General features: G+C 61.1%; 26 protein-coding genes and 1 pseudogene. 12 read left to right on the top strand and 15 right to left on the bottom strand.

Translation table 11 applies throughout. The features are described from left to right. Nucleotides 1-45: 45 nt before the first annotated feature. The 3 genes from NKJ18_RS29190 to NKJ18_RS29180 all read right to left on the bottom strand — a co-directional run bounded on the left by NKJ18_RS29190 (nt 46) and on the right by NKJ18_RS29180 (nt 3,486). Nucleotides 46-1,203, bottom strand: a complete 1,158-nt coding sequence (locus NKJ18_RS29190) for an amino acid ABC transporter permease (protein WP_023705694.1) — start codon at nt 1,201-1,203, stop codon at nt 46-48. Nucleotides 1,204-1,207: 4 nt separating this feature from the next. After that, the gene (locus NKJ18_RS29185; RefSeq protein ID WP_023671481.1) at nt 1,208-2,395 is read right to left on the bottom strand and encodes an amino acid ABC transporter permease; all 1,188 of its coding nucleotides are present in this window, start codon (nt 2,393-2,395) and stop codon (nt 1,208-1,210) included. Between the two features lie 62 nt (nt 2,396-2,457). Continuing rightward, nucleotides 2,458-3,486, bottom strand: a complete 1,029-nt coding sequence (locus tag NKJ18_RS29180; RefSeq protein WP_023715182.1) for an amino acid ABC transporter substrate-binding protein — start codon at nt 3,484-3,486, stop codon at nt 2,458-2,460. A gap of 458 nt (nt 3,487-3,944) precedes the next feature. On the opposite strand from NKJ18_RS29180, the gene NKJ18_RS29175 reads away from it, so the two are divergent. From NKJ18_RS29175 to NKJ18_RS29155, 5 genes are all read left to right on the top strand, one after another. Continuing rightward, a complete protein-coding gene (locus NKJ18_RS29175; RefSeq protein ID WP_023671479.1) occupies nt 3,945-5,114 on the top strand; it encodes a cystathionine beta-lyase in 1,170 nt (389 codons plus the stop codon). 226 nt (nt 5,115-5,340) lie between these two features. Beyond that, entirely contained in the window at nt 5,341-6,429 is a 1,089-nt protein-coding gene (locus NKJ18_RS29170; RefSeq protein WP_352761058.1) for an HPP family protein, read from the top strand. Nucleotides 6,430-6,528: 99 nt separating this feature from the next. Continuing rightward, nucleotides 6,529-7,197 (top strand): RNA polymerase sigma factor, encoded by a 669-nt coding sequence (locus tag NKJ18_RS29165; RefSeq protein WP_352761057.1) that lies wholly within the window; start codon nt 6,529-6,531, stop codon nt 7,195-7,197. A 115-nt stretch (nt 7,198-7,312) separates the two neighbouring features. After that, nucleotides 7,313-7,837, top strand: a complete 525-nt coding sequence (locus NKJ18_RS29160; RefSeq protein ID WP_023824487.1) for a DUF4142 domain-containing protein — start codon at nt 7,313-7,315, stop codon at nt 7,835-7,837. A gap of 10 nt (nt 7,838-7,847) precedes the next feature. Beyond that, nucleotides 7,848-8,159 carry a cupredoxin domain-containing protein gene (locus NKJ18_RS29155; protein WP_023730436.1) on the top strand — a complete coding sequence of 104 codons (312 nt, stop codon included), beginning with the start codon at nt 7,848-7,850 and terminating at the stop codon, nt 8,157-8,159. Here the strand turns inward: NKJ18_RS29155 and NKJ18_RS29150 are convergent. Continuing rightward, entirely contained in the window at nt 8,135-9,019 is an 885-nt protein-coding gene (locus NKJ18_RS29150; RefSeq protein WP_023730435.1) for a crotonase/enoyl-CoA hydratase family protein, read from the bottom strand. The genes NKJ18_RS29155 and NKJ18_RS29150 overlap by 25 nt on opposite strands. 81 nt (nt 9,020-9,100) lie before the next feature. Between NKJ18_RS29150 and NKJ18_RS29145 the strand changes: the two genes are divergently transcribed. Continuing rightward, a complete protein-coding gene (locus NKJ18_RS29145; protein WP_023730434.1) occupies nt 9,101-9,691 on the top strand; it encodes a TetR/AcrR family transcriptional regulator in 591 nt (196 codons plus the stop codon). A gap of 92 nt (nt 9,692-9,783) precedes the next feature. Here NKJ18_RS29145 and NKJ18_RS29140 read toward each other — a convergent pair whose 3' ends face one another. Next, nucleotides 9,784-11,010: an anion transporter gene (locus NKJ18_RS29140; protein ID WP_031203129.1), complete on the bottom strand. Its 1,227-nt coding sequence runs from the start codon at nt 11,008-11,010 to the stop codon at nt 9,784-9,786. A gap of 767 nt (nt 11,011-11,777) precedes the next feature. After that, nucleotides 11,778-12,014 carry a hypothetical protein gene (locus tag NKJ18_RS29135; RefSeq protein WP_023671471.1) on the bottom strand — a complete coding sequence of 79 codons (237 nt, stop codon included), beginning with the start codon at nt 12,012-12,014 and terminating at the stop codon, nt 11,778-11,780. Between the two features lie 273 nt (nt 12,015-12,287). On the opposite strand from NKJ18_RS29135, the gene NKJ18_RS29130 reads away from it, so the two are divergent. The 5 genes and pseudogenes from NKJ18_RS29130 to NKJ18_RS29110 all read left to right on the top strand — a co-directional run bounded on the left by NKJ18_RS29130 (nt 12,288) and on the right by NKJ18_RS29110 (nt 15,089). Beyond that, complete coding sequence (locus NKJ18_RS29130) at nt 12,288-12,614, top strand: hypothetical protein (RefSeq protein ID WP_023727873.1); 327 nt, start codon at nt 12,288-12,290, stop codon at nt 12,612-12,614. Nucleotides 12,615-13,386: 772 nt separating this feature from the next. Next, nucleotides 13,387-13,553 (top strand): annotated as a pseudogene (locus NKJ18_RS29125) (Thivi_2564 family membrane protein). 13 nt (nt 13,554-13,566) lie between these two features. Continuing rightward, complete coding sequence (locus NKJ18_RS29120) at nt 13,567-13,860, top strand: hypothetical protein (RefSeq protein WP_352543700.1); 294 nt, start codon at nt 13,567-13,569, stop codon at nt 13,858-13,860. Between the two features lie 161 nt (nt 13,861-14,021). Beyond that, on the top strand, nt 14,022-14,492 hold the full coding sequence (locus NKJ18_RS29115; RefSeq protein ID WP_023705683.1) for a GFA family protein: 471 nt from the start codon (nt 14,022-14,024) through the stop codon (nt 14,490-14,492). Nucleotides 14,493-14,894: 402 nt separating this feature from the next. Beyond that, nucleotides 14,895-15,089 (top strand): hypothetical protein, encoded by a 195-nt coding sequence (locus NKJ18_RS29110; RefSeq protein ID WP_023689885.1) that lies wholly within the window; start codon nt 14,895-14,897, stop codon nt 15,087-15,089. 83 nt (nt 15,090-15,172) lie between these two features. Here the strand turns inward: NKJ18_RS29110 and waaF are convergent, their stop codons facing one another. Continuing rightward, the gene (waaF, locus tag NKJ18_RS29105) at nt 15,173-16,195 is read right to left on the bottom strand and encodes a lipopolysaccharide heptosyltransferase II (protein ID WP_352761052.1); all 1,023 of its coding nucleotides are present in this window, start codon (nt 16,193-16,195) and stop codon (nt 15,173-15,175) included. 518 nt (nt 16,196-16,713) lie between these two features. Between waaF and NKJ18_RS29100 the strand changes: the two genes are divergently transcribed. Continuing rightward, nucleotides 16,714-17,697: a glycosyltransferase family 25 protein gene (locus NKJ18_RS29100; RefSeq protein ID WP_352761049.1), complete on the top strand. Its 984-nt coding sequence runs from the start codon at nt 16,714-16,716 to the stop codon at nt 17,695-17,697. Between the two features lie 19 nt (nt 17,698-17,716). On the opposite strand, the gene msrA is transcribed toward NKJ18_RS29100, so the two are convergent. From msrA to NKJ18_RS29060, 8 genes are all read right to left on the bottom strand, one after another. Then, nucleotides 17,717-18,235: a peptide-methionine (S)-S-oxide reductase MsrA gene (msrA, locus tag NKJ18_RS29095; RefSeq protein ID WP_023814803.1), complete on the bottom strand. Its 519-nt coding sequence runs from the start codon at nt 18,233-18,235 to the stop codon at nt 17,717-17,719. 68 nt (nt 18,236-18,303) lie between these two features. Next, nucleotides 18,304-18,627 carry a hypothetical protein gene (locus NKJ18_RS29090; RefSeq protein ID WP_023689880.1) on the bottom strand — a complete coding sequence of 108 codons (324 nt, stop codon included), beginning with the start codon at nt 18,625-18,627 and terminating at the stop codon, nt 18,304-18,306. A 3-nt stretch (nt 18,628-18,630) separates the two neighbouring features. Beyond that, nucleotides 18,631-18,822, bottom strand: a complete 192-nt coding sequence (locus tag NKJ18_RS29085) for a hypothetical protein (protein WP_352761046.1) — start codon at nt 18,820-18,822, stop codon at nt 18,631-18,633. Continuing rightward, nucleotides 18,807-19,046, bottom strand: a complete 240-nt coding sequence (locus NKJ18_RS29080; protein ID WP_023684348.1) for a hypothetical protein — start codon at nt 19,044-19,046, stop codon at nt 18,807-18,809. The genes NKJ18_RS29085 and NKJ18_RS29080 overlap by 16 nt, the downstream gene beginning before the upstream one ends. 96 nt (nt 19,047-19,142) lie before the next feature. After that, nucleotides 19,143-19,346 (bottom strand): Pam3-gp28 family putative phage holin, encoded by a 204-nt coding sequence (locus tag NKJ18_RS29075; protein WP_023689878.1) that lies wholly within the window; start codon nt 19,344-19,346, stop codon nt 19,143-19,145. Continuing rightward, a complete protein-coding gene (locus NKJ18_RS29070) occupies nt 19,343-20,035 on the bottom strand; it encodes a glycoside hydrolase family 108 protein (RefSeq protein ID WP_023814806.1) in 693 nt (230 codons plus the stop codon). The genes NKJ18_RS29075 and NKJ18_RS29070 overlap by 4 nt, the downstream gene beginning before the upstream one ends. Nucleotides 20,036-20,205: 170 nt before the next feature. Continuing rightward, on the bottom strand, nt 20,206-21,150 hold the full coding sequence (locus NKJ18_RS29065; RefSeq protein ID WP_023814807.1) for a glycosyltransferase: 945 nt from the start codon (nt 21,148-21,150) through the stop codon (nt 20,206-20,208). A 36-nt stretch (nt 21,151-21,186) separates the two neighbouring features. Further along, entirely contained in the window at nt 21,187-22,944 is a 1,758-nt protein-coding gene (locus NKJ18_RS29060; protein WP_352761043.1) for a phage terminase large subunit family protein, read from the bottom strand. Nucleotides 22,945-22,990: the final 46 nt, after the last annotated feature.

The following is a 22,990-nucleotide window of genomic DNA, read 5'->3' as shown; positions in this document are numbered from 1 at the left end:
CATGTCGTTGTCCCAAAACCGCTAAACACTTTTGGGCGACATGCATCAACGTTTGTGGCCGGTGTCGAGCCGGCGTTCCGTGTACATCGAATACCGCGACATGCCGAAGCAGAACAGCCAGAAGACGAAGGCTGCAAAGATGAGACCGGATCTCGCGGTCTGTGGGGTCGCCCAATTGGCGTCCGAGAAGTTCTGCTTGACGACGCCAAGCAGGTCAAACATCGAGATGATGATGACGAGGCTTGTGTCCTTGAACATACCGATGAAGGTATTGACGATGCCGGGGATGACCAGCTTCAGTGCCTGCGGCAGCACGATCAGCACCATCTTCTGCCAGTAGCCCAGGCCAAGCGAATCCGCACCCTCATACTGGCCCTTGGGGATCGCCTGCAGGCCGCCGCGCACCACTTCGGCCATATAGGCGGCGGCAAACAGCGAGACGCCGATCAGCGCCCTGAGATATTTGTCGAACGAAACCCCGGCGGGCAGAAACAGCGGCAGCATGACGCTGGCAAAGAACAAAACGGTGATCAGCGGGATGCCGCGAACGAACTCAATGAAGACCACGCACAGTGTCTTGACGATCGGCATCTTGGAGCGCCGGCCAAGCGCCAGCACGATGCCCATCGGCAGCGACACGGCAATGCCGACAAAGGACAGGCTCAGCGTCACCAGCAGCCCGCCCCATAGCTGGGTCTCCACATGCGGCAGGCCGAAGATGCCGCCGACCAGGAGCACGAACGCGATGATCGGCAATGCCAGGAATAGAAGAATGGCGTTCAACCCCTTGCGCGGCACGCGTGGCATCAGCAACGGCACCAGCAGCGCCACGAACAGGACGGCGACCAGGATCGGCCGCCAGCGCTCTTCCAGGGGATAGCGGCCAAGCATCAACTGGCCGAACTTCGCGTTGACGAAGGCCCAGCAGGCGCCTGACCAACCGTCCGGCTGGATGCCGCCTTGCGCCACCGTGGCGCATACAGTCCGGTCCGGCCCCGTCCACTGGGCGTTGATGAAGGCCCAGTTGACGATGGGCGGCACGATCATCACCACCAGCGCAATAGCCACTACAGTCAGGATGACGTCGCCCACCGAACCGATCAGGTTCTTGCGAACCCAGGCCAAAGGCCCTCGCACGCCGGCCGGGGCTTGTTGAGCGAGTGCCATTTCGGTCCGCACCCAGGAGGTATCATGTTCCTGCATGGCCTTACCTCTCCACCAGCGCCATCCTGGCGTTGACCACATTCATCACCGCCGACGTCACCAGGCTGATGATGAGATAGACGACCATCATGATCAGCACACCCTCGACCGCTTGACCGGTCTGGTTCAGCACTGTGCCGGCGATCGCCGTCAGGTCGGGGTAACCGATGGCAATGGCCAGCGACGAGTTCTTGGTCAGGTTGAGATACTGGCTGGTCAGCGGCGGGATGACGATCCGCATGGCTTGGGGAACGACGACAAGCCGCAGGATAGATCCCGGCCGTAGCCCCAGGGCGCCAGCCGCTTCGGTCTGACCCTTGCTGACGCCGAGAATGCCGGCGCGCACGATCTCGGCGATGAAGGAGGCCGTGTAACAGGACAGCGCCAAATAGAGAGACAGGAACTCCGGCCCGATCTGAAAGCCTCCGGTCAGGTTGAAGGTCGATTGTTTTGGAAAGTCGAAGCTCAAGGGAAAGCCGCTCAGCGCATAGGCCAGGAGCGGAAGGCCGACGATCAGCGCCGCCGAAGTCCAGAATACGGGAAACTGCTGGCCGGTTGCCATTTGCCGCTGGCGTGCCGTGCGCGCGACAAAAAAAGCCATGGCGATGCCGACGAGCAAGGCGACAAACATCAGCCAGGAGCCGTCGCCCCAGATAGCGCGCGGAAAATAGAAACCGCGTTGGTTGAGGAAAGAGCCGAACGGCAAATTGAAACTGTCGCGAGGCGCCGGCAGTACCGCGAGCACGCCTGAATACCAGAAGAAGATCACCAGCAGCGGCGGGATGTTGCGGAACACCTCGACATAGACCGTGCAAATCTTGCGAACCAGCCAGTTGCGCGATAACCGGCCGACGCCGACAATGAAGCCAATGATGGTCGCGGTGATAATGCCGGCAACGGCGACGATAATGGTGTTGATAAGCCCGACGACAATGGCCTGGCCATAGGTCGAATCGGAATCATAAGCGATGGGCCTGACTGGAATGTCAAAGCCTGCTCGGTTGTTCAGGAAGCCAAAACCGGAAGTAATATGCAGGCGCTGCAGGTTGACGATGACGTTGTGGACGATCCACCAGACGCCCGCCACCAGCAAGATGACAACCACCGCCTGGAAGAAAAACCCGCGGACTTTCGGATCGTTGATGAAGGAACCGCGGCTCGGCTCCTCGCGAAGAACTTCCTGCGACGCCATTGCTCATCCCCTGGAAAGAGAAACCGGAAGGCAGATGATCTGCCTTCCGGATCACATTTCGATCAGCGGATCGGCGGTGCGTATTGCAGGCCGCCCTTGGTCCACAGCGCATTGATGCCGCGCGCGATCTTCAGCGGGCTTCCGGTGCCGACATTGCGCTCGAACATCTCACCGTAATTGCCGACTGCCTTGACGATGTTGACGACCCAGTCATTGCTCACGCCAAGGTCGGTTCCGATCTTGGTTTCGGCTTCCTGACCGAGCACGCGCTTGATCTCCGGATTATCCGAGGTCTTCATCTCTTCGACATTGGCCTGGGTGATGCCCAGTTCCTCTGCCTGCAACAGGGCGAAGTAGGTCCACTTGACGATGTGGTACCACTGGTCGTCCCCCTGGCGTACGGCAGGGCCGAGCGGCTCTTTGGAGATGATCTCGGGCAGCACGACATGGTCGGCCGGCGCACTCAGCGTCAGGCGGATGCCATAGAGGCCGGATTGGTCGGTGGTGTAGACGTCGCAGCGGCCGGCGTCATAGGCAGCGTTGACCTCTTCCAGCTTTTCGAAGACGACCGGGTTGTACTCCATCTTGTTCGCCTTGAAGTAATCGGCGAGGTTGAGCTCGGTGGTGGTGCCGCTCTGCACGCAGACTGCCGCACCTGAAAGCTGCAGCGCCGAATTGACGCCAGGCAGTTTCTTGGCGTTGATCATGAAACCCTGGCCGTCATAATAGGTGACGCCGATGAAGTTCAGGCCAAGCGCGGTATCGCGATTGATGGTCCATGTGGTGTTGCGCGACAGGAGATCGATCTCGCCCGACTGCAACGCGGTGAAGCGCTCCTTGGCGCTGAGCGGCGTGAACTTGACCTTGGAGGCATCGCCGAAGACTGCACCAGCGACAGCGCGGCAGAAATCCGCGTCGATGCCTTTCCAATCGCCTTTGTCGTCAGGCGCCGAGAAGCCGGCCAGGCCCGTCGAGACACCGCACTGGATGAAGCCCTTCGCCTTGACGGTATCGAGCGTTGTCGCCGACGAGGCCGAAGCCATCCATCCAAGCGCAGCGGCACCGAGAATGCCAATTGCAATATGTTTCATAACCCACAGACCCTTTTCTGTTTTCAGGTAAACCCTGATCCTCAGGCAAATCCTGATCTTTTCCCGCGTGAACCCGGCTCCCATCCGGCTCATTCCGGAACCTCGCGTCGTAATCGACGCCCGGCCCCTCCCATTCACGAACTGCATCGAAGGCGATTATCTCTGTGAGGTCAAGGGAAATGACCGTTTCACGACAGCTTTGAAAACCAATTGCCGCAAATGCCTGAATTGCGGACAACACCCTCAGGAAAGCAGCAAGCCCCGCAAACAAAAACGGCAAAGTCCGTCGACGCTAATCCACATCCACTCATGAAATCCGCGGCTCTGGATTGCCACGCGTTCCAGACTATTCATGGGGGAATTGGCCTATGCAAAGGGCACCGCGTGGCGGGCGCCCGCTGTTGCACGGCCAATGCCGCCGCTCTATGGCTAGCGCTTTCACCACGAGGCGAAGAGCAATGGCGACTGACTGCAACGAGATGGGTATCAACACGCGGCTTGCCCATTCGGGCAACAATCCGCACGACTATTTCGGCTTCGTCAATCCGCCGATCGTGCATGCCTCGACCGTGCTCTATCCCAATGCGTCGGCGATGGCGGCGCGCAGCCAGAAATACACCTATGGCACACGCGGCACGCCGACCACCGATGCGTTGGCGCATGCGATCGACGCGCTGGAAGGCTCCGCCGGCACCATAATCGTGCCGTCGGGCCTGGCGGCGGTGACCGTTCCGTTGCTGGCGTTTCTCTCGGCAGGCGATCACATCCTGATTGTCGATTCCGTTTACCATCCGACCCGCAATTTCGCCGACACGATGCTGAAGCGGCTGGGTGTCGAGGTCGAGTATTACGATCCGCATGCCGGCGCCGGCATCGCCAGCTTGATCAAGCCGAACACCAAAGTCGTGTTTACGGAATCACCGGCCTCCAACACCTTCGAGGTGCAGGACGTTCCGGCGATCGCCAAGGCGGCGCATGAAACGGGCGCCATCGTCATGATGGACAACACCTGGGCAACGCCGCTCTATTTCCGTCCGCTCGACCACGGCGTCGATATCTCGATCCATGCGGCGACGAAATATCCGGCCGGGCATTCGGACGTGCTGCTGGGCACAGTGTCTGCCAATGCCAACTGCTGGAAGCAGCTTTGCGAGACGTTCTACACGATGGGCTGCTGCGCCGGCCCCGACGACGTCTATCAAGTCCTGCGCGGCCTGCGCACGATGGGCGTTCGGCTGGATCACCATCAAAAGAGCGCGCTTGCCATTGCCGTCTGGCTTGAAGGCCAGCCCGGCGTGGCCCGCGTGCTGCACCCGGCGCTCCCCAGCCACCCCGACCACGCGGTGTGGAAGCGTGATTTTTCCGGCTCGAGCGGCATCTTTTCCATCGTGCTCAAAGGCGGCGGCCAGAGACAGCAGCATGCCTTCCTCGATGCCTTGAAAATCTTCGGTCTCGGCTATTCCTGGGGCGGCTATGAGAGCCTTGCCGTGCCGGTCTTCCTCGGCGACCGTACCGTCGCCAAGGGCCCCTATGACGGCCCGCTGATCCGGCTGCAGATCGGGCTCGAGGATGTCGAGGACCTCAAGGCCGATATCCTGCGCGGGCTGGAAGCGGCCGCTGCGGCATGACACCAGCAAACTTGCGAAGCTGATTCCGCTAGCCCGCTTAACCCGTTGAAAGGATTGGCGAGCGACTTTCGTAGGACGATCGACGTCGCAAAGCCGCTCATGGGTAGACCAAGCGCAATGTTATTTCCCCAACGCGCGCTTTTTCGGATCGGTTTGACTTTCAAAATCGTCGGCCCAACGCCATTGCAGGCGCTGCGCCCACAATTCCAGCCGGACTGAGCTTACCATGGCCTTTCGTCTCTTTGTCCCCATTCTCGCCGGCGCGACGCTGCGCGAGCGCCTCATCGCCTGCATCGGGGCGATGATCGGCATTGCGCTGACCGGCGCGATCGGCGCGCTGGTGCTTGGCAACGGCCCGCATGTGCCGCTGCTGGTGGCGCCGATGGGGGCTTCGGCGGTGCTGCTGTTTGCGGTGCCTGCAAGCCCGCTGGCGCAGCCATGGTCGATCATCGGCGGCAATACAATATCGGCGCTGGTCGGCGTGATCGTGGCCCATTTCGTCCATCAGCCCGTTCTCGCCACGGGCATTGCCGTGGCGATGGCGATCGCCGCCATGTCGTTCTCACGCTGCCTGCATCCGCCGGGCGGAGCCGCCGCACTGACCGCCGTGCTCGGCGGGCCGGCCGTGATCGGTGCCGGCTTCCTGTTTCCGTTCGTGCCGGTGGCGCTGAACTCCATGATGCTGGTCGCGCTCGGCTATGCTTTCCACAGGCTGTCGCGACGCAGCTACCCGCATGTGCCGGCCCCTGCCCCGAAAAGCACGCACGGAACCATCGATCCGCCGGCTCAGGAGCGCATCGGCTTCCGGGCCGAGGACATCGATGCCGCGCTGGCTGCGCTCGACGAGACCTTCGACATCGACCGCAACGATCTCGAACAACTGCTGCGACAGGTCGAACTGCAAGCGACGATGCGCGCACACCGAACCATGTTGTGCGAGGACATCATGTCGCGCGACGTGATTTCGGTCGATGAACACGCGTCCGCCGATCGGGCGCGTCATCTGCTGCTCGACCACAATATCCGCACGCTGCCGGTTGTCGACAAGGACGCCAGGCTGGTCGGCACCGTTGGATTGAGGGAATTGGCGCGAGCCGGCGAAGCCGTCGGAAGCGTTACGTCGGCAGCGTCGACCGCCGCCACCGGTACGCCCGCCATGGCCCTGCTACCGGTGCTCACCGACGGCCGCACCCATGCAGTCATCATCGTGGGAGAGGACAGCCGCATCCTTGGTCTGATCACGCAGACCGATCTGCTTGCGGCAACGGCGCGAGCACAGGCTGCTGACAGGCGGTTGACGGAAGCAGTATTCTAGGCGCCGTCGGAGCCCGAAAATAGCCGGGAACCTTTTGCCGGCGATGTCATCCAATGTCTTGATCGAGGTTCGGTCGGGGATTGGATCGAGGAACTTGCCATGCCTGCTATGTCTGTAGCAATGCCCACTGCTGCTTCAAGCGAGATGCTTCTCGTGCGCCGCGCGCTGGCACGCGAAGGCAACGCCTTCCGCATCATCATGAAGACCCATAATCAGCGGCTCTATCGCATCGCTCGCGGGGTGGTGCGCAACGATGCTGAAGCCGAGGACATCGTCCAGGAGGCCTATGTCAGAGCCTTTGCCCATCTCGATGCCTTTCGCGGGGAGTCCTCATTGGCCACCTGGCTGTCGCGCATCGTCATCAACGAGGCGCTCGGTCGTCTGCGCAAAAGGCGGCGGACGGTGGCGAAAAACCCGCAAGCCGAAATCATCCAGTTCCCCCTCAATCCCAGCGACGATCCGGAGCGGACGATGGCGCAGCGGCAGATCCTCGAGTTGGTGGAACGGGCGACCGACAGCCTGCCCGATGTTTATCGGACGGTGTTCGTGGCGCGGGTTATCGAGGGGCTCAGTATCGAGGAGACCGCCGAGCTGCTTGGCGTGCGGCCGGAAACCGTCAAGACAAGGCTACACCGCGCCCGCGCCCTGGTACGCAAGGCACTCGACGACCAGATCGGGCCGGTGCTGCTCGACGCCTTCCCGTTTGCCGGCCGGCGCTGCGACAGGCTGACCAGCGCCGTCATGCAGCGGCTCGGCCTGGAGAGCTGATCATCGGCTGATTTGGCCGATTTCCCCGGGAACGTTTGCCGCCGCTGCGCATCCAATGACCGTCAATTGAAAAACATGGCCCGGCGCGATCCCGCGTCCGGGCGAAGGAGATGCCATGCTTACCCGACACACCGCCACCCTCGCAGCCTTGCTGCTGCTTGGCGCCGCCCCGCTTGCACAAGCCGCCGACAAGCCGACGGACCCGCAGATCGCCCACATCGCCTACACCGCAGGCGTCATCGATGTGGAAGCCGCCAAGCAGGCGATCAAGAAATCGAAGACCAAGGAGGTCGTGGATTTCGCCAACGACATGGTGCGCGACCACGAAGCGGTCAACGCGCAGGCACTGGAACTGGTAAAGAAGCTGAAGGTGACGCCGGAAGACAACGCAACCAGCCAGGCGCTGACCAAGGCTGCGGCCGAGGAGCGGGCGAAGCTCGCCAAACTCGACGGCGCAGCCTTTGACAAAGCCTATGTCGACAACGAGATCGCCTACCACAAACAGGTCGACGGCGCGCTTGAAACCCTTTTGATCCCATCGGCCAGCAATGCCGAGTTGAAGAGCCTGCTGCAGACCGGCCTGAAGATTTTTCAGGGCCATGAACAGCACGCCGAGCATGTTGCAGGTATGCTGAAGTAAGGACCAGGCCATGTCGAAACGGCTGCTATGGATTGCACTGGCGCTGGTCTTCGGGACCTCACCCGTGCAGGCCGAAACCATCCAGGTCACCATCGACAAGCTTGTCTTTTCGCCGGCCACCGTCGAGGCGAAGGTCGGCGACACGATCAAGTGGGTGAACAATGACGTGTTCGCCCACACGGCTACCGTCAAGGGCGGCTGGGAAGTGATGATCCCGCCGAAGTCAACAGCGAGCCTGACCCTGCAGAAGGCGGAAGCGGTCGACTATTTCTGCCGCTTCCACCCCAACATGAAAGGTCATGTGGCCGTGACGGCGCCTTGATCGCGGTCCGCAAGCCCGTCCTGCTGCGTTGAGGCTCGCTTGGCTTCATCCGGCCGGGTGATGTGCGTCCACGAGCCGTGACAGCCCGGCTGGCGGCGTGCGATCCAGGCATCCAGCCCTTCGCGCAGATCAGCGGTCGGAGCCATGCGGGCGAACTGCTCGGCCTCGACAGCCAAGCCATCCGCGATGCTCTGGTTCAGGCCGCGCGCCACTGCTGTGAGGATCGAGGCAATTGCTGCAGGAGAATGCCTGGTCATGCGCCGGGCGAGATCAATTGCGGCGGGCATCAGCTCCTCATGCGGCACCACCTGATTGACGAGGCCGAGTTCGAGGGCGCGCGGCGGCGGGAACCAATCGCCGGTCAACAGCAGCTCGAGCGCCCTCTTGCGCCCTGCCAGCCTCGGAAGCCGCTGCGTGCCGCCGAAAGCAGGCGGCATTGCAAGGTTGATCTCAGGCTTGGCGAACAAGGCGCGGTCGCTGGCGATAGCGAGCGGCACGGCTTCGGTGATCTCGCAGCCGCCGCCGAAGGCGATGCCGTTGACGGCGGCGATGACGGGCTTGCGGAACGCCTCCAGCCTTGCCGTCAGCCGCTGTCCGCGCATGACGAAGTCGCGCAGGGCAACGTCGACGCCGATGGCCACGCTGCCTGAGAACTCATGGATGTCGCCGCCGGCGGAGAAGGCGCGCTCTCCTGCTCCAGTGAGGATGACGGCGCGGATGGCATCGTCGGTCTCGGCGGCATCGAGGAGCGCAAGCAGGCGATCAATCAGCGCATAGTTCAAGGCGTTGAGCTTCTCCGGCCGATTAAGTGTGAGGATGGCGATCCCGTTGCGGGCCCCGGTGAGCACAAGCTCGGTCATGTCTTTTCCTTCCCTGTGTTTGTCGACGGAGAGGATCAGGCTTTCGGTTGTATGTATATTCACTAGTCGGTATACTTGCGTATGAGCGAAGCACCAAGCCCTACCCGCAAACGCATTGTCGATGCCGCAACGAAGCTGTTCTATGCCGAGGGGATCGGCCGCGTCAGCGTCGATGCAGTGGCGGAAAAAGCCGGGCTGACCAAGCGCACGCTCTACTATCATTTCAAGAGCAAGGACGATTTGATCGCGGCCTATCTCGACGGTCGCGACCAGCCGAACCTCAAGCAGATAGCCGGCTGGTTCGAGATGGCCGAAGGCGATGTCGAGCGCAAGGTCGAGGCGATTTTCACCAATCTGGCGCGCGTGGCGAAGCACCCGAAATGGAGAGGCTGCGGCTTTCTGCGCACGGCAGCCGAACTCGCTTCCATGCCCGGACACCCGGCCGTTAAAGCGGGGGCGCGGCATAAGCAGAATTTCGAGACCTGGCTGGCCGGCGAACTCACAGGCCACGGCGTCGACGAGCCGCAGACCCTGGCGCGCGAAATCGTGCTTTTGATGGACGGCGCGTTCTCGATCATGCTGATCCACCGCAACCCCGACTATGTCGAGGCCGCCGGACATGCCGCTGCAACGCTGGTTCGAGCAAGGTCAGGATCGGCGACTATCCGCTAGAGCGTTCACCGTTTAATGGAGACGGCGAAACACGCTATTTCTTTGACGCAATTCCGGACGGAGAACCACTTCACACTTTTCGTGGAGTTGCTCTAGAATCCAGCCGCCAGCCATGCCGTGCCGACGGCAAGGGTGAGCAGCGTCAGTGGCAGGCCGACCTTGAAGAAGGCTGAGAAGGACAGCTGCGTGCCGGCCGCCCGCGCCTGTTCGGCGACGATCAGGTTGGCGACCGAGCCAAGCAAGGTGAAGTTGCCGGCCAGCGTCGAGCTCATCGCCACCACCAGCCAGGCACGCCCGGGGTTCTCAAGGCCGGGTATGAATGGCCGCAGCGCCAGCACGGCCGGAACATTGCTCATGATGTTGGAGAGCACCGCGGTGAAGCCCGATAGACGCCAGACGTCGTCCAGCCCGAGGTTCTTGGCCGAGGCGATGATGTCGGGCGTCAGCAGCGTCTTTTCGGCGCCGGCGACAACGATGAACAGGCCGGCGAACATGAACAGCAGCGGACCGTCGATCTCGCGGTAGATGCGGGCCGGCTTGATGGCGCGGGTGAGCAACAGGATGGCGCCGCCGATGAGCGCTGCCTTGGCAACCGGAACGCCGGCGAAGAAGGCGATGGCCAGGCCGATGCAGACAACCACCGCCTTCAGCACCTGTCCCGGCAGCATGCGGCCGCGATAGACTTCCGGGTTGAGATCGGCGGTGCGGGCGAATTCGGCGCGGTAGACGATGCGCACGATGACGATGACCGCGACGAGGCCGAAGAGGGCAACCGGCGCCAGGGCGGCCGAAAAGGCCGGGTAGGAAATTCCCGACAGCGCGCCGATGACCATGTTCTGCGGGTTGCCGGTGATGGTGGCGACGCTGCCGCAGTTGGACGCGGTGGCGGTGGCGATCAGATAGGGAATGGGATTGCGATTGATGACACGGGTGACGTGGACGACGATCGGCGCCATGACCAGGCAGATGGCGTCGTTGACCAGGAACGCCGACAGCACGCCGGTCAAAAGCGTCACCATCACCAGCAGCACGAAAGGCGCGTGCGCATGCTCGATAGCGTAGGCGCCAAGCGCCCGGAAGGCGCCGGACACCTTCAGATGCGCCACCACGATCATCATCCCGAGCAGCAGCGTAATGGTGTCGAAATTGATGGCGCGATAGGCATCTTCCATACTGAGTGCGCCGATGGCGATCATCGCCGCACCCCCCAGCAAGGCGATCCCTGCCCGGTCGAGACGGAGGCCTGGAATACGCCCGATTGCGACGCCGGCATAAGTCAGGACAAGGATCAAAAGTGCCGCTGCGCCCATCAATGTCATTGGCAGACATCCTTGTCCAAACGAACCGACGCAGAAACGGACTGTTCCCGCTCAGGCATTTGCCGGGCAGCTTTAACGCCGCTCCAGCAAAGCGAAAGCCTATAACGATCCGAATGCGAAAATCGGTGGGCAAAATCGCGGGTCGACCGATGCCGGGAGCAACCGGAGCTTGACTTTGAGACGGCCGAAATTGGGAACGAGACACGCGCGGCGGACTGCCGGTGGCCTGAGATCGCCATCCGCGAAACTTCCCCCTCGGAAGGCTCGTGATCTATGTGATTAAATTCTAATTTAGGCTTTCCGGGTATGGATAGCTTAGCCGTATTTCGGCCTTGGGGTTTCAGATGGTCCAGGTTCTTGAGAGGGAATGCCGTGTCTCGGAGAACGAGGCTCTGCTGGCGCGTCCGATAGAATGTCCACAATGCCACGGAACCCGCAAGGTGTTTGTCTGTGCCCGGTGGGCGAGCTCGAACGGCCATTGCTGCCCTGGAGGAACACACCGGCTCAGGTGCCCCGGTCACAGCGTCACGTGCATGGAGTGCGAAGAGAACCTTGAGCGTATCTGAAAGCGATCGCGACCATTTCCTGTTCGGAAAACGCAAAAAGCCCGCTCCGGCGAACCGGAGCGGGCTTTGCAACAATACGCCAAGAGTACCCTGCTGAGACCAGTACCCTGCCGAGAGCCGACCCGCTTTGCGTTTCCGCCACTGCAATAAATTGGTAGCGGCACTTCCAGAAAAAGCGATTGTTGGCTAACCGCCGTCGGATTACTCGCCCGACTGGCCGTCGCCAGTCACACTGCTGCCCAGAATTCCAAAGTCCTGAGACTTTGTTCCTTGTCCCGCAGTCAGGAATCCATCCGCATCCAGGCCGCGCCGCAGCAGTTCCCGCACTGCCGCGGACCGGCTTGGCATGCGCTTTTCGAAGCGCCAGTTTTCCAAGGCAGCCAATTCCTCGGCTGTCAGCATGATCTGCAGTCGCTCGGGTCGTTCCAGCTCGGCCATTCGCGCCTCCAACCGTCAAGACCAAAAATATGGTGAGTTAGTATGTGTCTCAATTGCAGTATAGCTAGGGGTCCCCGTGCAGCGCGTCAAGAGAGGCTGATGGGTGACTCACATACAAGACCAACGATGAGGAAGACACGCCGATAGCACAACCCTCGCAGTCTGCTAACTACTTGATTTACTTGAGAATATTTTATATTCTTCTTGCCATCTGAAGGTCGTTGGCGCATCTTGATCACGACGGGACAACCGGCTCCTGAAAGGAAGGTTTCCATGCGCTACGGATATTCGGCTCGGCTACGGGAGGATCTCAATTCACGGGTCCTGGGCGCGCTGCGCTCGCGCGGAATGGTCAATATTGCGGTGGTTGCCGAGGACATACGATTGCGTAACCTGGACGAGAACGTCGCCCTTGAAGACGTCGAGCGGCTTGTGATGCAGACGGCCCAACTCTACGGCGCGGTGATGGAATTGGACGGACTGACCTCCGTCGAGGCGGGGAGATTGACTTCGCTTGCCGACGATAAGCACGAACTGTCTGGCATCGGCAATTCCGACACCACAGGCGGCCAAACCGCTCCCCTGCTGGGATTGTCCTAAGCGCGACCCTCTCTTTCAATCGACAAAATCCGCGAGAGAGATTTGGACCGAACTCGGCGGCGCCTGGAGCGTCCAGACGACGCCTTGTCCCCAAATTCCAGTTGTCCGGTGCCGCTAAGCGCTTGTGGCGCAACCCGCTGGAGGACGACGGAGCCAAAACCGCGGCGCGTCGTCCCACTCAAGTTCGGCGGCCTCGTTGTAGAACGTGATGCGGCCCCGTGTGTCGATGGTGTAGGCTGCAACGGGCAACGCTCCCAACAAACTGGCGGGCCCGACACCTGGGATTCCAATCCCCGCATGTTGGATGACGTATTTCCCTACCCCAAATTCCCCACCTGCTCGATTTGCCCGTTCCGCGGTAGCTGAGATGCACGTGCGAGGTTTCGGTTCCCGTCGTCCCCTTGGGACGGCAATTGTTCTCCTGCGAAAAGGCGATCACCCGCCGGGCGGCGCCGGATCTCAGGGCTCGCGCAAATGTCGACAACGAAGCGCAACTCAGGCCGTCTTTGTCGGAAGCTCGTCAACCCGAGGCGGTTCTCCCGTTAGCCCCGCCTGACGCCAGCAACAAGTTGCCTGGGACTGTGTCGCCGATGGCAAACGACAACCATTGCGGCAAACAGGCCCTGATCGGCATCCAGCTTCAAAGGCTGCGGAACGTTGTTTCGCGGCCTTTACGCTGCGCCGATGGCTTCGCATCGACAGGAACCAATCAAGGGCCAGAGCATTTGCCGCTGCGTACTCTTCTCAGACGTAGCCAGACGGAGTGAGGGACATGGCTTCATCGGTACTTATCGGCATTCTAATCACTTTCTGGTGATCATCCTGGTGCTCTATCTCATCCAGCGTCTGCCGCTCGATGGCCGCACGAGGCAGATCGCGCAGATCGTTGTCATCATTATCGGCATCATTTCGCTGTTGAAATACCTGGCCGTATTTTAGGATAAGGATCGCCATGACATCCCAAACAATCGCATGGATCATTGGAACGGCGTTGTTTGCAGCAACAAGCACGGCCCACGCCCGACCCGACACGCGTTCGATGAGCTGCGAGGAGACGCAGCGCCTGATCCAGAGCCATCACTCGGCGGTGTTGACGACCGGCCGGAATACTTACGATCGCTATGTCCGCCAATACGGCAACGAGTGCGACTGGCCGGAGGTGCCGGTCGCTGCCTCCGTTCCGACACGTGATCGCCAGTGCCGTGTCTATTGGTGCCGGGAACCGGTGTTCGATTTCCCGAACTGACACATCCAGCAGCCTTGCGGCGGTCGTTGCCATGGCGCTCCCGGGTTCAGACGATGCTTTGCGCGAGGCGACATGGAACCCTTGCGCTGCGGGTGAATTGATTGTGCGCATGGCGCTGCAAGATGTAGTGGTGTGATGCCCAACCAGATGGAGGAGCGGTCATGCCCAATGATACAAGGCGGAGCGGCAGCTGCCTGTGCGGCGGCATCCAGTTTTCGGTGACAGGAGATCCCTTTCGGATTGGCCTTTGCCATTGCAAGGACTGCCGCAAGGCTAGCGGGTCGGCTTTTTCGGCGTTTGCAGTGTGGCCGCTCGAGGCGTTCGAAACGACGGGTATCGTCAGCAGCTACGGCGACAGAAGTTTTTGTCCCACCTGCGGCGGCCGGGTCCCTTTGGTTCGTGAGAATGAGGTGGAAGTGACGATTGGCAGCCTCGATGAGGTGCCCACCGAAGGGCTGGAGCCCAGCTATGAACTCTGGGTCAATCGCCGTGAGCACTGGTTGCAACGCTTGCCTGCCGCCCGGCAATTCGAGCACGACCGGGTCGATGACGAGCCGACAAACCGGACAGCCGAACCAATTTCTGACGGTGTCGAGACGCCGTCTAGCTTGCCGCAACGCAAGTCGGCCTAGCGCGAGCGGCGCAGACAGCCGGCAGGCAGGAAATCGTTCTCGAAACCGCCCGATGCCGAACGGAGCGTCCCCGGTCAGCTGGAATTCGTCTTGTGGTTGCAACGATGCTACGTTTGTTTGGAAACGAGAGCTTAAGACCACGCAATATCGTTACGTCAACTATGCTGTCCAAGCATCTCGTGGTGTGAACTGAAGGAATCTTCCTTTCTTGTACAAAAAGAAGCTTTGTTTATTTTCTTTCCGTCACATATTGTAGCGAATCTTGAAGCCGGATGGGGCGGCTTTCATGCAGCCAGCGCCTTCGCAGGATCGCGGTCCGCACGTGCAATATCCACTTCACGGCAATCTTCATGCAAGCATAGTCAGCGCAAAGTTCATGCGCAGACATTGGGGGGGGCACCAATGGACCAGCCGAGCAAAATGGAGAACCTGCAGTTCGCGCAAGGGATGCTGCGGGAGCTTCGGCAGAAAGCCGAAGCCGACGGCCAGAAGCTTCTGACCTACCTCATCGACATGGCCTACCTTGAAGCCAGCGACCGCATCCGTGCACATTGGGTCGGCAATCACGAGCCCGAAAACCGCAGGGCCAAGGGGTAGTGTCAAGGGGTAAACCCGAAACGGGGCTATGGTTGCCCCCACGGAGCGTTTGATCAGACGCTTGGGGCCGGCGAGGCCACCGGTCAGTTGGCAATACCGGCTGAGAGGTCAGCCAGAACCTCCCTCACCCGAGTTTCGCTGACGCCGCGCGTGTCCTTGACCCAGCTAGGCGTCGAAAGCGGCGGTTCGATAAAGCGAACATGGTTGTTTACGGGCCCATGCACATAGGGGCGATTCAGCCCGTAGATGAGCGCGCATGGGACGTTCAGGGCAGCGGCGGCGTGGGAAATCCCGCCATCAACCCCGAGGAACATGGTCGACGCGGCGATCTGGCAAATCGCGTCAGCAATCGACGGGGTCGAGGTGAAGTCGATTGCCTCAGGAATGGCGGCGCGGATTTTTGCGGCACCGGCGTGCTCGCGCGGTCCGCCCACAATCCAGATTGCCCAGCCGCGATCATGATGGTCTCTGGCGATCGAAATGAAGCGCTCGACGGGCCATGAGCGGAAATTCTCAATGTCGGCAGTATAGAGCGCCAGGGCCGGTCGGCCGGCATCGATCTTCTTGTGCTGGCGCCAATCGTCCAACTCGGCCGGATCGACCACAAGCCGGGGCGCCGGCCACTCTGCGCCCGCAGCCGGCTTTTCGCCAAGCGAGGCAATCGAGCAGACCTCCTCGAAGAGCCGCGTCTTGCGGGGTCCGAAGGCCCATAGATGCGCCAACCAGCCGGCGGGGAAGCGATTGAGGAGGCCGAATTGCAACTCCTGCGGATAGCCGATGCGCTCCTCTATTCCGGCCATGAACGCCATCAGCGCCGCCTTGGTGCTGCTGGTCATCAGATAGGCCGTACGGTAATTTTCCTTGCGCAACTCACCAACCAGGCGGCTGCGCTCGCCAAAACCGGGGCGCTGATGACGCTTGGCAAGCGCCCAGCCCTTCCTGACATGCGGCATCAGGCGCGCCAGCGGCGCTGCGACAGGCGAGGTGACGACATCTATGGGGCGATCAGGAAATCGCGCAGCGATGATCTGGATGGCAGAATGGCAACGGACGAAGTCGCCGACCGCGGGGAAGCCGACGAAGAGGATTGGATCGCCGGTCGTCAAGGAAGCGCTTCGCCGTCAACGATGCGGAGTGTAGGGGTCGCGCGAAAATGGACGGGAGGCATTTCGGGATCGATCGAGGCGTGCAGGACTTCGTCCTGTGGGCGGCCGGTGCCGGCCGACGACCTAGCGCCGGTGCAAACCAAATCGACATGACGCTGAATCAGCCGCATTGACCTTGCCTCACAATGCTCTCAAGACGGCCCAGTTGCGTCACGGGCTGGGCATTGTCAAGGTCGCGCCAGAAACGCAAAAAGCCGCGGCGGCCTCGACCGGGTTACGGAATCGTTAATCAGCGCTTGCTACTATGCCGGATGACCAAGAATCTCGGCAATGCGCCCACGACCATCTCTAGGCAACAGCCAAAGACCTCCGCTCTTGGTCGGCTGGCGCCGCCCTGTTTCCCCTTGTGGTCGTCGCGCTTGGATACATGATCGGCCGGCAATTCTTCGGCTTCTAGGGCGACTCGACTCGTCTATCCGCGCACGGTTAAGCCTCGCGCCTCGCCGGGGATGCAGTCAATGTCCACCCAACCTCCAAAATCAACCGGCGGCACGTACGCCGCTACCCACTGCCCCGCACGTAAGCAAATTTTGTGCAATAACGGGAACGTGATATTCACTGATCACCGGACAAAGGGGGCGCTGATGAGGTGTCTGGTGATCAATCTTGATCGTTCTCGCGATCGGCTGGCGCATGTCGCGTCCGAGTTCGGCCGGATCGGAGTACCACTTGAGCGTGTCTCCGCCATTGATTGCCCCGATTGCTGCTCTGTCGCCAAAAGCCCGCTGAGCGCTGCTGAGGTTTGCTGTTTCCTGAGCCACCGCTCGTGTCGGGAGATCGTTGCGAACGGCGCGGATCAATATGGCGCGGTTTTCGAGGACGACGTCGTTTTCGGCGCTGGCGCCGGCTCGCTGCTTGCTTCCGATCGATGGGTGCCACGCGATGCCGATGTGATCAAGCTGGAAACGCATTTTGCCAAAGTGAGGGTCGGACGCAAGGAAGTCGCTCTCGATGATGGGTTTTCGCTTGCCAGACTTTATGGGCTGCACGCGGGCGCCGCAGGCTATGTCCTCTCCAGATCGGCAGCGCAAAGATTGCTGCGCAGGACCATGCATCTGAGAGGAGAGGTCGACTTCGTTCTTTTTCACCCAGGATTCATGACCTGCTCGCTCAACCGAATCTATCAGATCATGCCGGCGCTTTGCGCACAGCACCATTTTGTTTCGGGACGAGAGCGCTTTCCAAGCCTCGTGCGACGGCCCGGGAGGCGGCCAAAGGAGTTTCTCGATCGAATTGTTGGAGAAGCGGTGCGAACCTTTGCCTATCTTCGAAACCAGAGCCTGACCGGAACAAAGAAGATCGAGGCCGTCGCGTTCTCAGACTCTGAGGTCGACGACAAACCCGTCCACGGCGCGTTCGTCTATGGGCAGCCCGAGCACGGCCACCTCTACGAGGCGGCCGGCATACCGATCGCGCGGAAGAATAGTTCGACCGCCAGATAAGCAGACGATAGCGGCTGCGTTACGAAACAGCCTTTTCGCGGACCGGAAGCTTCCAGCCCGGCCTGACAAAGTGGCAGGTATAGCCGTTGGGGTATTTCTCGAGATAGTCCTGATGCTCTGGCTCCGCCTCCCAGAAATCGCCCGCCGGCGCAAGCTCGGTGACGACCTTGCCCGGCCACAGTCCAGAGGCATCGACATCGGCGATGGTGTCTTCGGCGACGCGCTTCTGCTCGTCGCTGGTGTAGAAGATCGCCGAGCGATAGCTCATTCCGACATCGTTGCCCTGGCGGTTCCTGGTGGTCGGATCGTGGATCTGGAAAAAGGATTCGAGCAATGTGCGAAAGCTGATCCTGGCCGGATCGAAAACGATCTCGATGGCTTCGGCATGGCTGCCGTGGTTGCGATACGTGGCGTTGGGCACATCGCCACCGCTATAGCCGACGCGGGTAGAGATCACGCCGGGACAGCGCCGGATCAAATCCTGCATGCCCCAGAAACAGCCGCCGGCTAGGACTGCACGTTCGGTGGACGTCGCCATATCATACCTCCATTGGATTGCTCCTTAGGTAGGCATTGTCGCTGGCTTCTTCCAGCATCTCAAGTGCATCACTCGTTGCCGGCCGAGCCGAACCGCCGCACGATGACCTCGAAGACGATGTCGGAAATCCACATGGCCGAGACGCCGATCAAAAAGGCGGCGGCGAGCGTCGTGGTGTCGTCGGCCGGATCGGGGATAGGCATGCCGGTTGCCCTGAACCAGGCGACGGCAGGCAGCGTCAGATACGCAGCCGCCAGCGCCCCGCAGATCGGCGAGGCAATCATCTCGCGCAGCTTGTAGCGATGGCGCGACAGTGCTCGCAGCACGCCGCCAGCTAGCCCGGCGGCGACGACCGGCCCCTTGATGCCGAGCATGTCGAAGAGGTCGTGCATCGGCTAAGGCCTCCATGCGCAGAGCTTTTGTCCCTTGCGGTTGTGCGCCAGGAGCGCTCTCGCCTCGGCGTCCGACAGGACGTCGACGGCTTCGGCCGACAGGCGCAGCGGGCTCGAAATCGCGCAGAAGCCGCCCGAAGCAGTCGTGCACCCGGCAAGCGCCACAAGCAGCGCAAGCATCAGTCCCTTGCCCATGATTTCAGCTCCTTTCGAACAGCGTCCGCCGGCAGTGCGCCGACGTCGTTCTGCACCTGCTCAGCGACCGCGCGCGCCGCGGCCTCAGCGGCCGCCAGTTTGCCGCGCTCGGCCCTGGCGCCGGCCAGCCGCTGGTGAGCGCCCCAGCAAAGGGCGGCGATGACCGATGCCAGGAAGCCCAGCAGCGCTTTGTTGCCAAGCAGGACGGCGAGGAGCGCGCTCACAGCAGCCACCCGGCGACAAGCCCGGCGGCAAAGCCGATAGCATAGAGTTTCGCGGCTTCGAGATAGGCGATGAGCAGTTGTTGAAACCCTTCCATGTCAGTGCTCCCAGCCGGATTTGCGGGCCAACCAGTGCCAGGTCTCGGTGACCGAGGCGATGGCGAGACCGGCGGCGATCTCCAGACCAGCTTGAATGTCGGGGTCGGAAGAAAATGCCGCCGCGTCGTCGGCGCCGAGCAGGCCACGCGCGACCAGAACACCGGCGCCGTAACGCAAGCCGATGCGGATGAAGACGGCGATCATGTCGAACTCCTTGCGAAAATCGATTTCAGGATTTGAAGCAGCGCACGCCAGAACGGCAGGCGTTCGACGGGGCTGACGCGCCCGCCGGTAGACACCGGCGGCATCGCACTGCCGGGCTTCGGCGAGAGCGCTGATGGCAGGGTCGGGGAGCCCGGCAAAGGTGCCGGAGCGGGCTGTAGTGCCGACATCAACAGCGCCTGGGAACGGACCGACCTGATGCGATCGCTCCAACCCTTGCCGAAAACCGGCCAGGTCGGCAGCCGCCGCAGGAATGCCAGGCGGGCATCGCATAGATCGTCGATGACTGCGCCCGGTGGCCTGGCGCCCACAGCTTTGAGCGTGGCCGGGCCGATCCTGCCGTCCTGTGCGGTGCCAACTGCCGCCTGCAGATATTTAGCCGCCCTGCCCGGCCCACTGTTCACGGCGAAGTCGAAGACAGCATAGTCGACACCGCCGGGAAGCTCGGCGCCGGCTACCGCGTCCCAATAGAAGCGGCGATAGACCGTCGCCACCTGAGCGTTGCTGATCTCTCGCAGATCGGCCTTGCTGGCATCCGCCTTCACGTAGCGGCGGAAATTGGCGATGGTAACGCCTTTCATGGTAGCGCCACCGGGATCGGCCGGATTGTCGGACCAGCCGCCTTCCGATTTGAGGACGAGCGCAAGCGCCCGCGCGAAGTTGCGGTCCATGGGTAACCTCTGGAGATTGTGGAATTTAGCTCGGAGATTTTAGCCAGTCACAGATCACGCAAAGGAGACGAGTGTCCTGTTGATCCTGTTTGTGCCGACGGCATGTCGGTTGGCCAGCTATAACGCTTCCTCACCGGATAGGAATTTTGGATGGAGCGGCTAAAGCGGGCTCACGGAAGCACTTCGCCGTCAAGGATGCGCTTATAGAGTTCCAGGTAGGCCGTTGCGGTTTTCTGGATCGGAAATCTTTCGGCTGCCGATTCACGGCATGCTCGCGCGGAAATGCTGTTGATCTCATTGAGACCGTGAGCAAACTCATCATCGGTTTCGAAGAAACGCCCGCTGTCTGCATCGACCGTTTCGGCAAGCGCACCGCACCGAGTGGTCAGCACAGGCGTTCCGCACAGCATTGCTTCGACCGCCGCCATGCCGAACGGCTCTGCCCAGGAGATCGGGTTAAGGAAGGCGTACGCCTCGCCGAGCAATCGGAGCTTTTCCTCGCCATCAACAGTGCCGTGGAAGCGGTAGCGCCGCGATAAGCTCTTGAAGAACAGAGACTCTTTCCGGGTTTGGCTGCGCCCGAGCAACTTCCACCTCGAGCCACCCGCAATATCGAGAGCGAAGTTAAATTTCTTCGCCAGATCGACGGCCCGGTTGAGGCCCTTCCCGGCCCTCGCGATACCGCCCAAAAACAACAGCCGCTCACCTTTCCGATCTGCCAGCCGGTAGGCATCCACAGGGAAGCCGTTGTAAACAAACGTTTCTCGATCATGATGATGCGCGTGACTGGCGCTGACGAAGCTGTAATTTTGCCCCTTCCTCGGGGCGTTTGGAACATAGCCGTGCAGAGTGTAAAGCGCACGATATGGGCTTTCTACATCGTACCAGCCGTTGAAATGCACGATGTCAGTATTGATAGGGATCGCCCCCAGACATTCCACTACTGACGCGGCCTGCCGGACCTCGCAACGCGGATGGGTGGAGCCCACTCCGGCAATGAGTGTGATTTCATGTCCGAGAGATGCGAGTGCGCTGGCGAGCCAATCGATTTGCCGCTGGGTGCCGCCATAGCCTCGACAGGGAATTTTGCCTTGCACTGCAATAGTAATATGCATGTTCCAACGTTTAGACCGTTGCTCACATTTCGCAAGCTAGGCCCACGCTCTCACAACGAGTTTCCAGCTAGCGTTCGTTATGTCGTTAAAACCTGTTCCAGCCTTGTTAAGGACTTTAAGTGCGCCAGCAGCATTACCAATCCGTACATTCAAATTGGTCGCATCTGGCACGATGCTAATAGCTTGAGCGGTCGCATCAGTTGTATTGAGAGATGGGTTAATGGGTATCTCGTCACCAACCGAATACCCCGAATTAACCGTAGTACATTGAATGAAGGCTGCATAGAGCTTCGGCTTCACCCCCAGCCCATGAGCCAACGTCAGCGACCCGCCGGATGTGATGGTCTGTTGCGGGCTTTCATAAAACTTCTGAAGCAACGCCGTGGACGACTGGACATAGCGTGCATCCTGTTCGGCCTGCGACCATTGCAGCTTGATCCATCCTCCCCAGGCACCGCCAGCCTGCCTGCGCCGCCATAGCTTTTGGTCTGCCGCCGTAGTGTCGTTGACGAAATCATGCACCGTCTGCGTCCGGTAGCCAGTGCTTCCGTGCGCTTCCACAAACCCCAGGAACCAATTTACGCCGTCTGGCGCATTAGCCGCCGCCGAGGCCATATACCAGCCGTTGTCCAGGGCGTTGTTCCAATCGGTGATCGTCTGCGCGACGACACCGAGGTTAGGTCGGCTATCAAGTTTCAGATCAAACCCAGCCTTGACGAACCCCGTTGTAGCCAATTGCGTGGTATTCGTTCCAGGCGCTGCGGTCGGCCCCGTTGGCGTCCCGGTAAATGTCGGGCTGGCCTTCGGCGCCAGGCTGGACACCGCAATCCCACTGTCCTTCCCCACCTTGCCCGTGGTGCCCGCGAAAGTGACAATATTGTCGGTTGCCGAAGACGCAGGCCCCAAAAAATCTCCTACTCCCGTCCCGTCGGCGCCTCTGTCGCCGGCACGGTCGAACATCAGCCAGATGCCGTTGGCCACCGTCGGCAAAGTGCCGGCGCCGCTGACATAGGCGAGCGTCAGTTTGCGGTAGCGCGTCGCGGCCATCAAATCGTCGCGCAGTTTCACCACCTTGCCGTCCTTGCGATGGTAAAGCCGAAATTCCTCGAACCAGGGCAGCAGCGACGAGAACACCTTGAAGCGGCCGGACTGCATGCGGTCGAGCATCTCCATCAGCCCGGCCTCGACCGAGACCGAGCCGTCGGCGAAGCGGGCGTGGCCCGACAGCATGTTCAGCCCATGCGCGGAATATTGTCTGGCAAGTGCGGTGCCCGCCCCTTCCAGCGTCTCGCGGCGGCCGTCGCGCGGCCAGGCCCAGGGCAGCCATTCGCCCCATGGCTTCAGCGCCAGCACCTGCATCGCCGGCGTCTGCTGCGAGGCCCGCGCCGCCTTGGAGATATAGACGACATCGGCCTCCGTATCCCAGGCCAGCTCGACCGCGGCCGACGGATGGTCCCAGCCGAAATCGAGCGCGCCTATCCGCGGCCAGTAGCGCGGCAGCCGGAACGGCTCGCAGGCAATCAGCTCCTCGGCAATCGGAAAGATGCGGCCGGAGCCCAGCACCGGAATGCCCTTGGCCCTCGCTTCGCGCTCATGTTCGGGATAGGCGGCGATGATCGCGGCACGCTCGTCCGGCGAATAGTGTTCGACGTCGTCTATGGTCATGAAGGTGACGTGACGGGTCATGCAAGCATGCTCCAATAGAGTGTGGCCATTGATACCACCGCTCGTCAATGCGAAGCTGACCCAAGACTTGGGGGAACACATGATTCGGATTGCAATCGTTGTCGCCATTGCCGCCAGTGCATCTGCATGCACCAGCCAGGCGAATGTTCCTTAC

It is taken from the genome of Mesorhizobium sp. M0217 (assembly GCF_040321955.1).
In the GTDB taxonomy this organism is placed as follows: Bacteria; Pseudomonadota; Alphaproteobacteria; order Rhizobiales; family Rhizobiaceae; genus Mesorhizobium.
This window is presented reverse-complemented; position numbering and strand designations above follow the sequence as displayed.

Bases quoted from the DNA above. Each gene is read 5' to 3' on its own strand.
- NKJ18_RS29185 (WP_023671481.1), bottom strand. From the start codon at position 2,395: ATGGCGTCGCAGGAAGTTCTTCGCGAGGAGCCGAGCCGCGGTTCCTTC.
- NKJ18_RS29150 (WP_023730435.1), bottom strand. From the start codon at position 9,019: ATGACCGAGCTTGTGCTCACCGGGGCCCGCAACGGGATCGCCATCCTC.
- NKJ18_RS29180 (WP_023715182.1), bottom strand. From the start codon at position 3,486: ATGAAACATATTGCAATTGGCATTCTCGGTGCCGCTGCGCTTGGATGG.
- NKJ18_RS29160 (WP_023824487.1), top strand. From the start codon at position 7,313: ATGCTTACCCGACACACCGCCACCCTCGCAGCCTTGCTGCTGCTTGGC.
- NKJ18_RS29135 (WP_023671471.1), bottom strand. From the start codon at position 12,014: ATGGCCGAGCTGGAACGACCCGAGCGACTGCAGATCATGCTGACAGCC.
- NKJ18_RS29170 (WP_352761058.1), top strand. From the start codon at position 5,341: ATGGCCTTTCGTCTCTTTGTCCCCATTCTCGCCGGCGCGACGCTGCGC.
- NKJ18_RS29090 (WP_023689880.1), bottom strand. From the start codon at position 18,627: ATGCACGACCTCTTCGACATGCTCGGCATCAAGGGGCCGGTCGTCGCC.
- NKJ18_RS29140 (WP_031203129.1), bottom strand. From the start codon at position 11,010: ATGACATTGATGGGCGCAGCGGCACTTTTGATCCTTGTCCTGACTTAT.
- NKJ18_RS29130 (WP_023727873.1), top strand. From the start codon at position 12,288: ATGCGCTACGGATATTCGGCTCGGCTACGGGAGGATCTCAATTCACGG.
- NKJ18_RS29115 (WP_023705683.1), top strand. From the start codon at position 14,022: ATGCCCAATGATACAAGGCGGAGCGGCAGCTGCCTGTGCGGCGGCATC.
- NKJ18_RS29085 (WP_352761046.1), bottom strand. From the start codon at position 18,822: ATGGGCAAGGGACTGATGCTTGCGCTGCTTGTGGCGCTTGCCGGGTGC.
- msrA (WP_023814803.1), bottom strand. From the start codon at position 18,235: ATGGCGACGTCCACCGAACGTGCAGTCCTAGCCGGCGGCTGTTTCTGG.
- NKJ18_RS29100 (WP_352761049.1), top strand. From the start codon at position 16,714: ATGTCCACCCAACCTCCAAAATCAACCGGCGGCACGTACGCCGCTACC.
- NKJ18_RS29065 (WP_023814807.1), bottom strand. From the start codon at position 21,150: ATGCATATTACTATTGCAGTGCAAGGCAAAATTCCCTGTCGAGGCTAT.
- NKJ18_RS29075 (WP_023689878.1), bottom strand. From the start codon at position 19,346: ATGATCGCCGTCTTCATCCGCATCGGCTTGCGTTACGGCGCCGGTGTT.
- NKJ18_RS29165 (WP_352761057.1), top strand. From the start codon at position 6,529: ATGCCTGCTATGTCTGTAGCAATGCCCACTGCTGCTTCAAGCGAGATG.
- NKJ18_RS29070 (WP_023814806.1), bottom strand. From the start codon at position 20,035: ATGGACCGCAACTTCGCGCGGGCGCTTGCGCTCGTCCTCAAATCGGAA.
- NKJ18_RS29110 (WP_023689885.1), top strand. From the start codon at position 14,895: ATGGACCAGCCGAGCAAAATGGAGAACCTGCAGTTCGCGCAAGGGATG.
- NKJ18_RS29190 (WP_023705694.1), bottom strand. From the start codon at position 1,203: ATGCAGGAACATGATACCTCCTGGGTGCGGACCGAAATGGCACTCGCT.
- NKJ18_RS29060 (WP_352761043.1), bottom strand. From the start codon at position 22,944: ATGGCGACAACGATTGCAATCCGAATCATGTGTTCCCCCAAGTCTTGG.
- NKJ18_RS29145 (WP_023730434.1), top strand. From the start codon at position 9,101: ATGAGCGAAGCACCAAGCCCTACCCGCAAACGCATTGTCGATGCCGCA.
- NKJ18_RS29155 (WP_023730436.1), top strand. From the start codon at position 7,848: ATGTCGAAACGGCTGCTATGGATTGCACTGGCGCTGGTCTTCGGGACC.
- NKJ18_RS29120 (WP_352543700.1), top strand. From the start codon at position 13,567: ATGACATCCCAAACAATCGCATGGATCATTGGAACGGCGTTGTTTGCA.
- NKJ18_RS29175 (WP_023671479.1), top strand. From the start codon at position 3,945: ATGGCGACTGACTGCAACGAGATGGGTATCAACACGCGGCTTGCCCAT.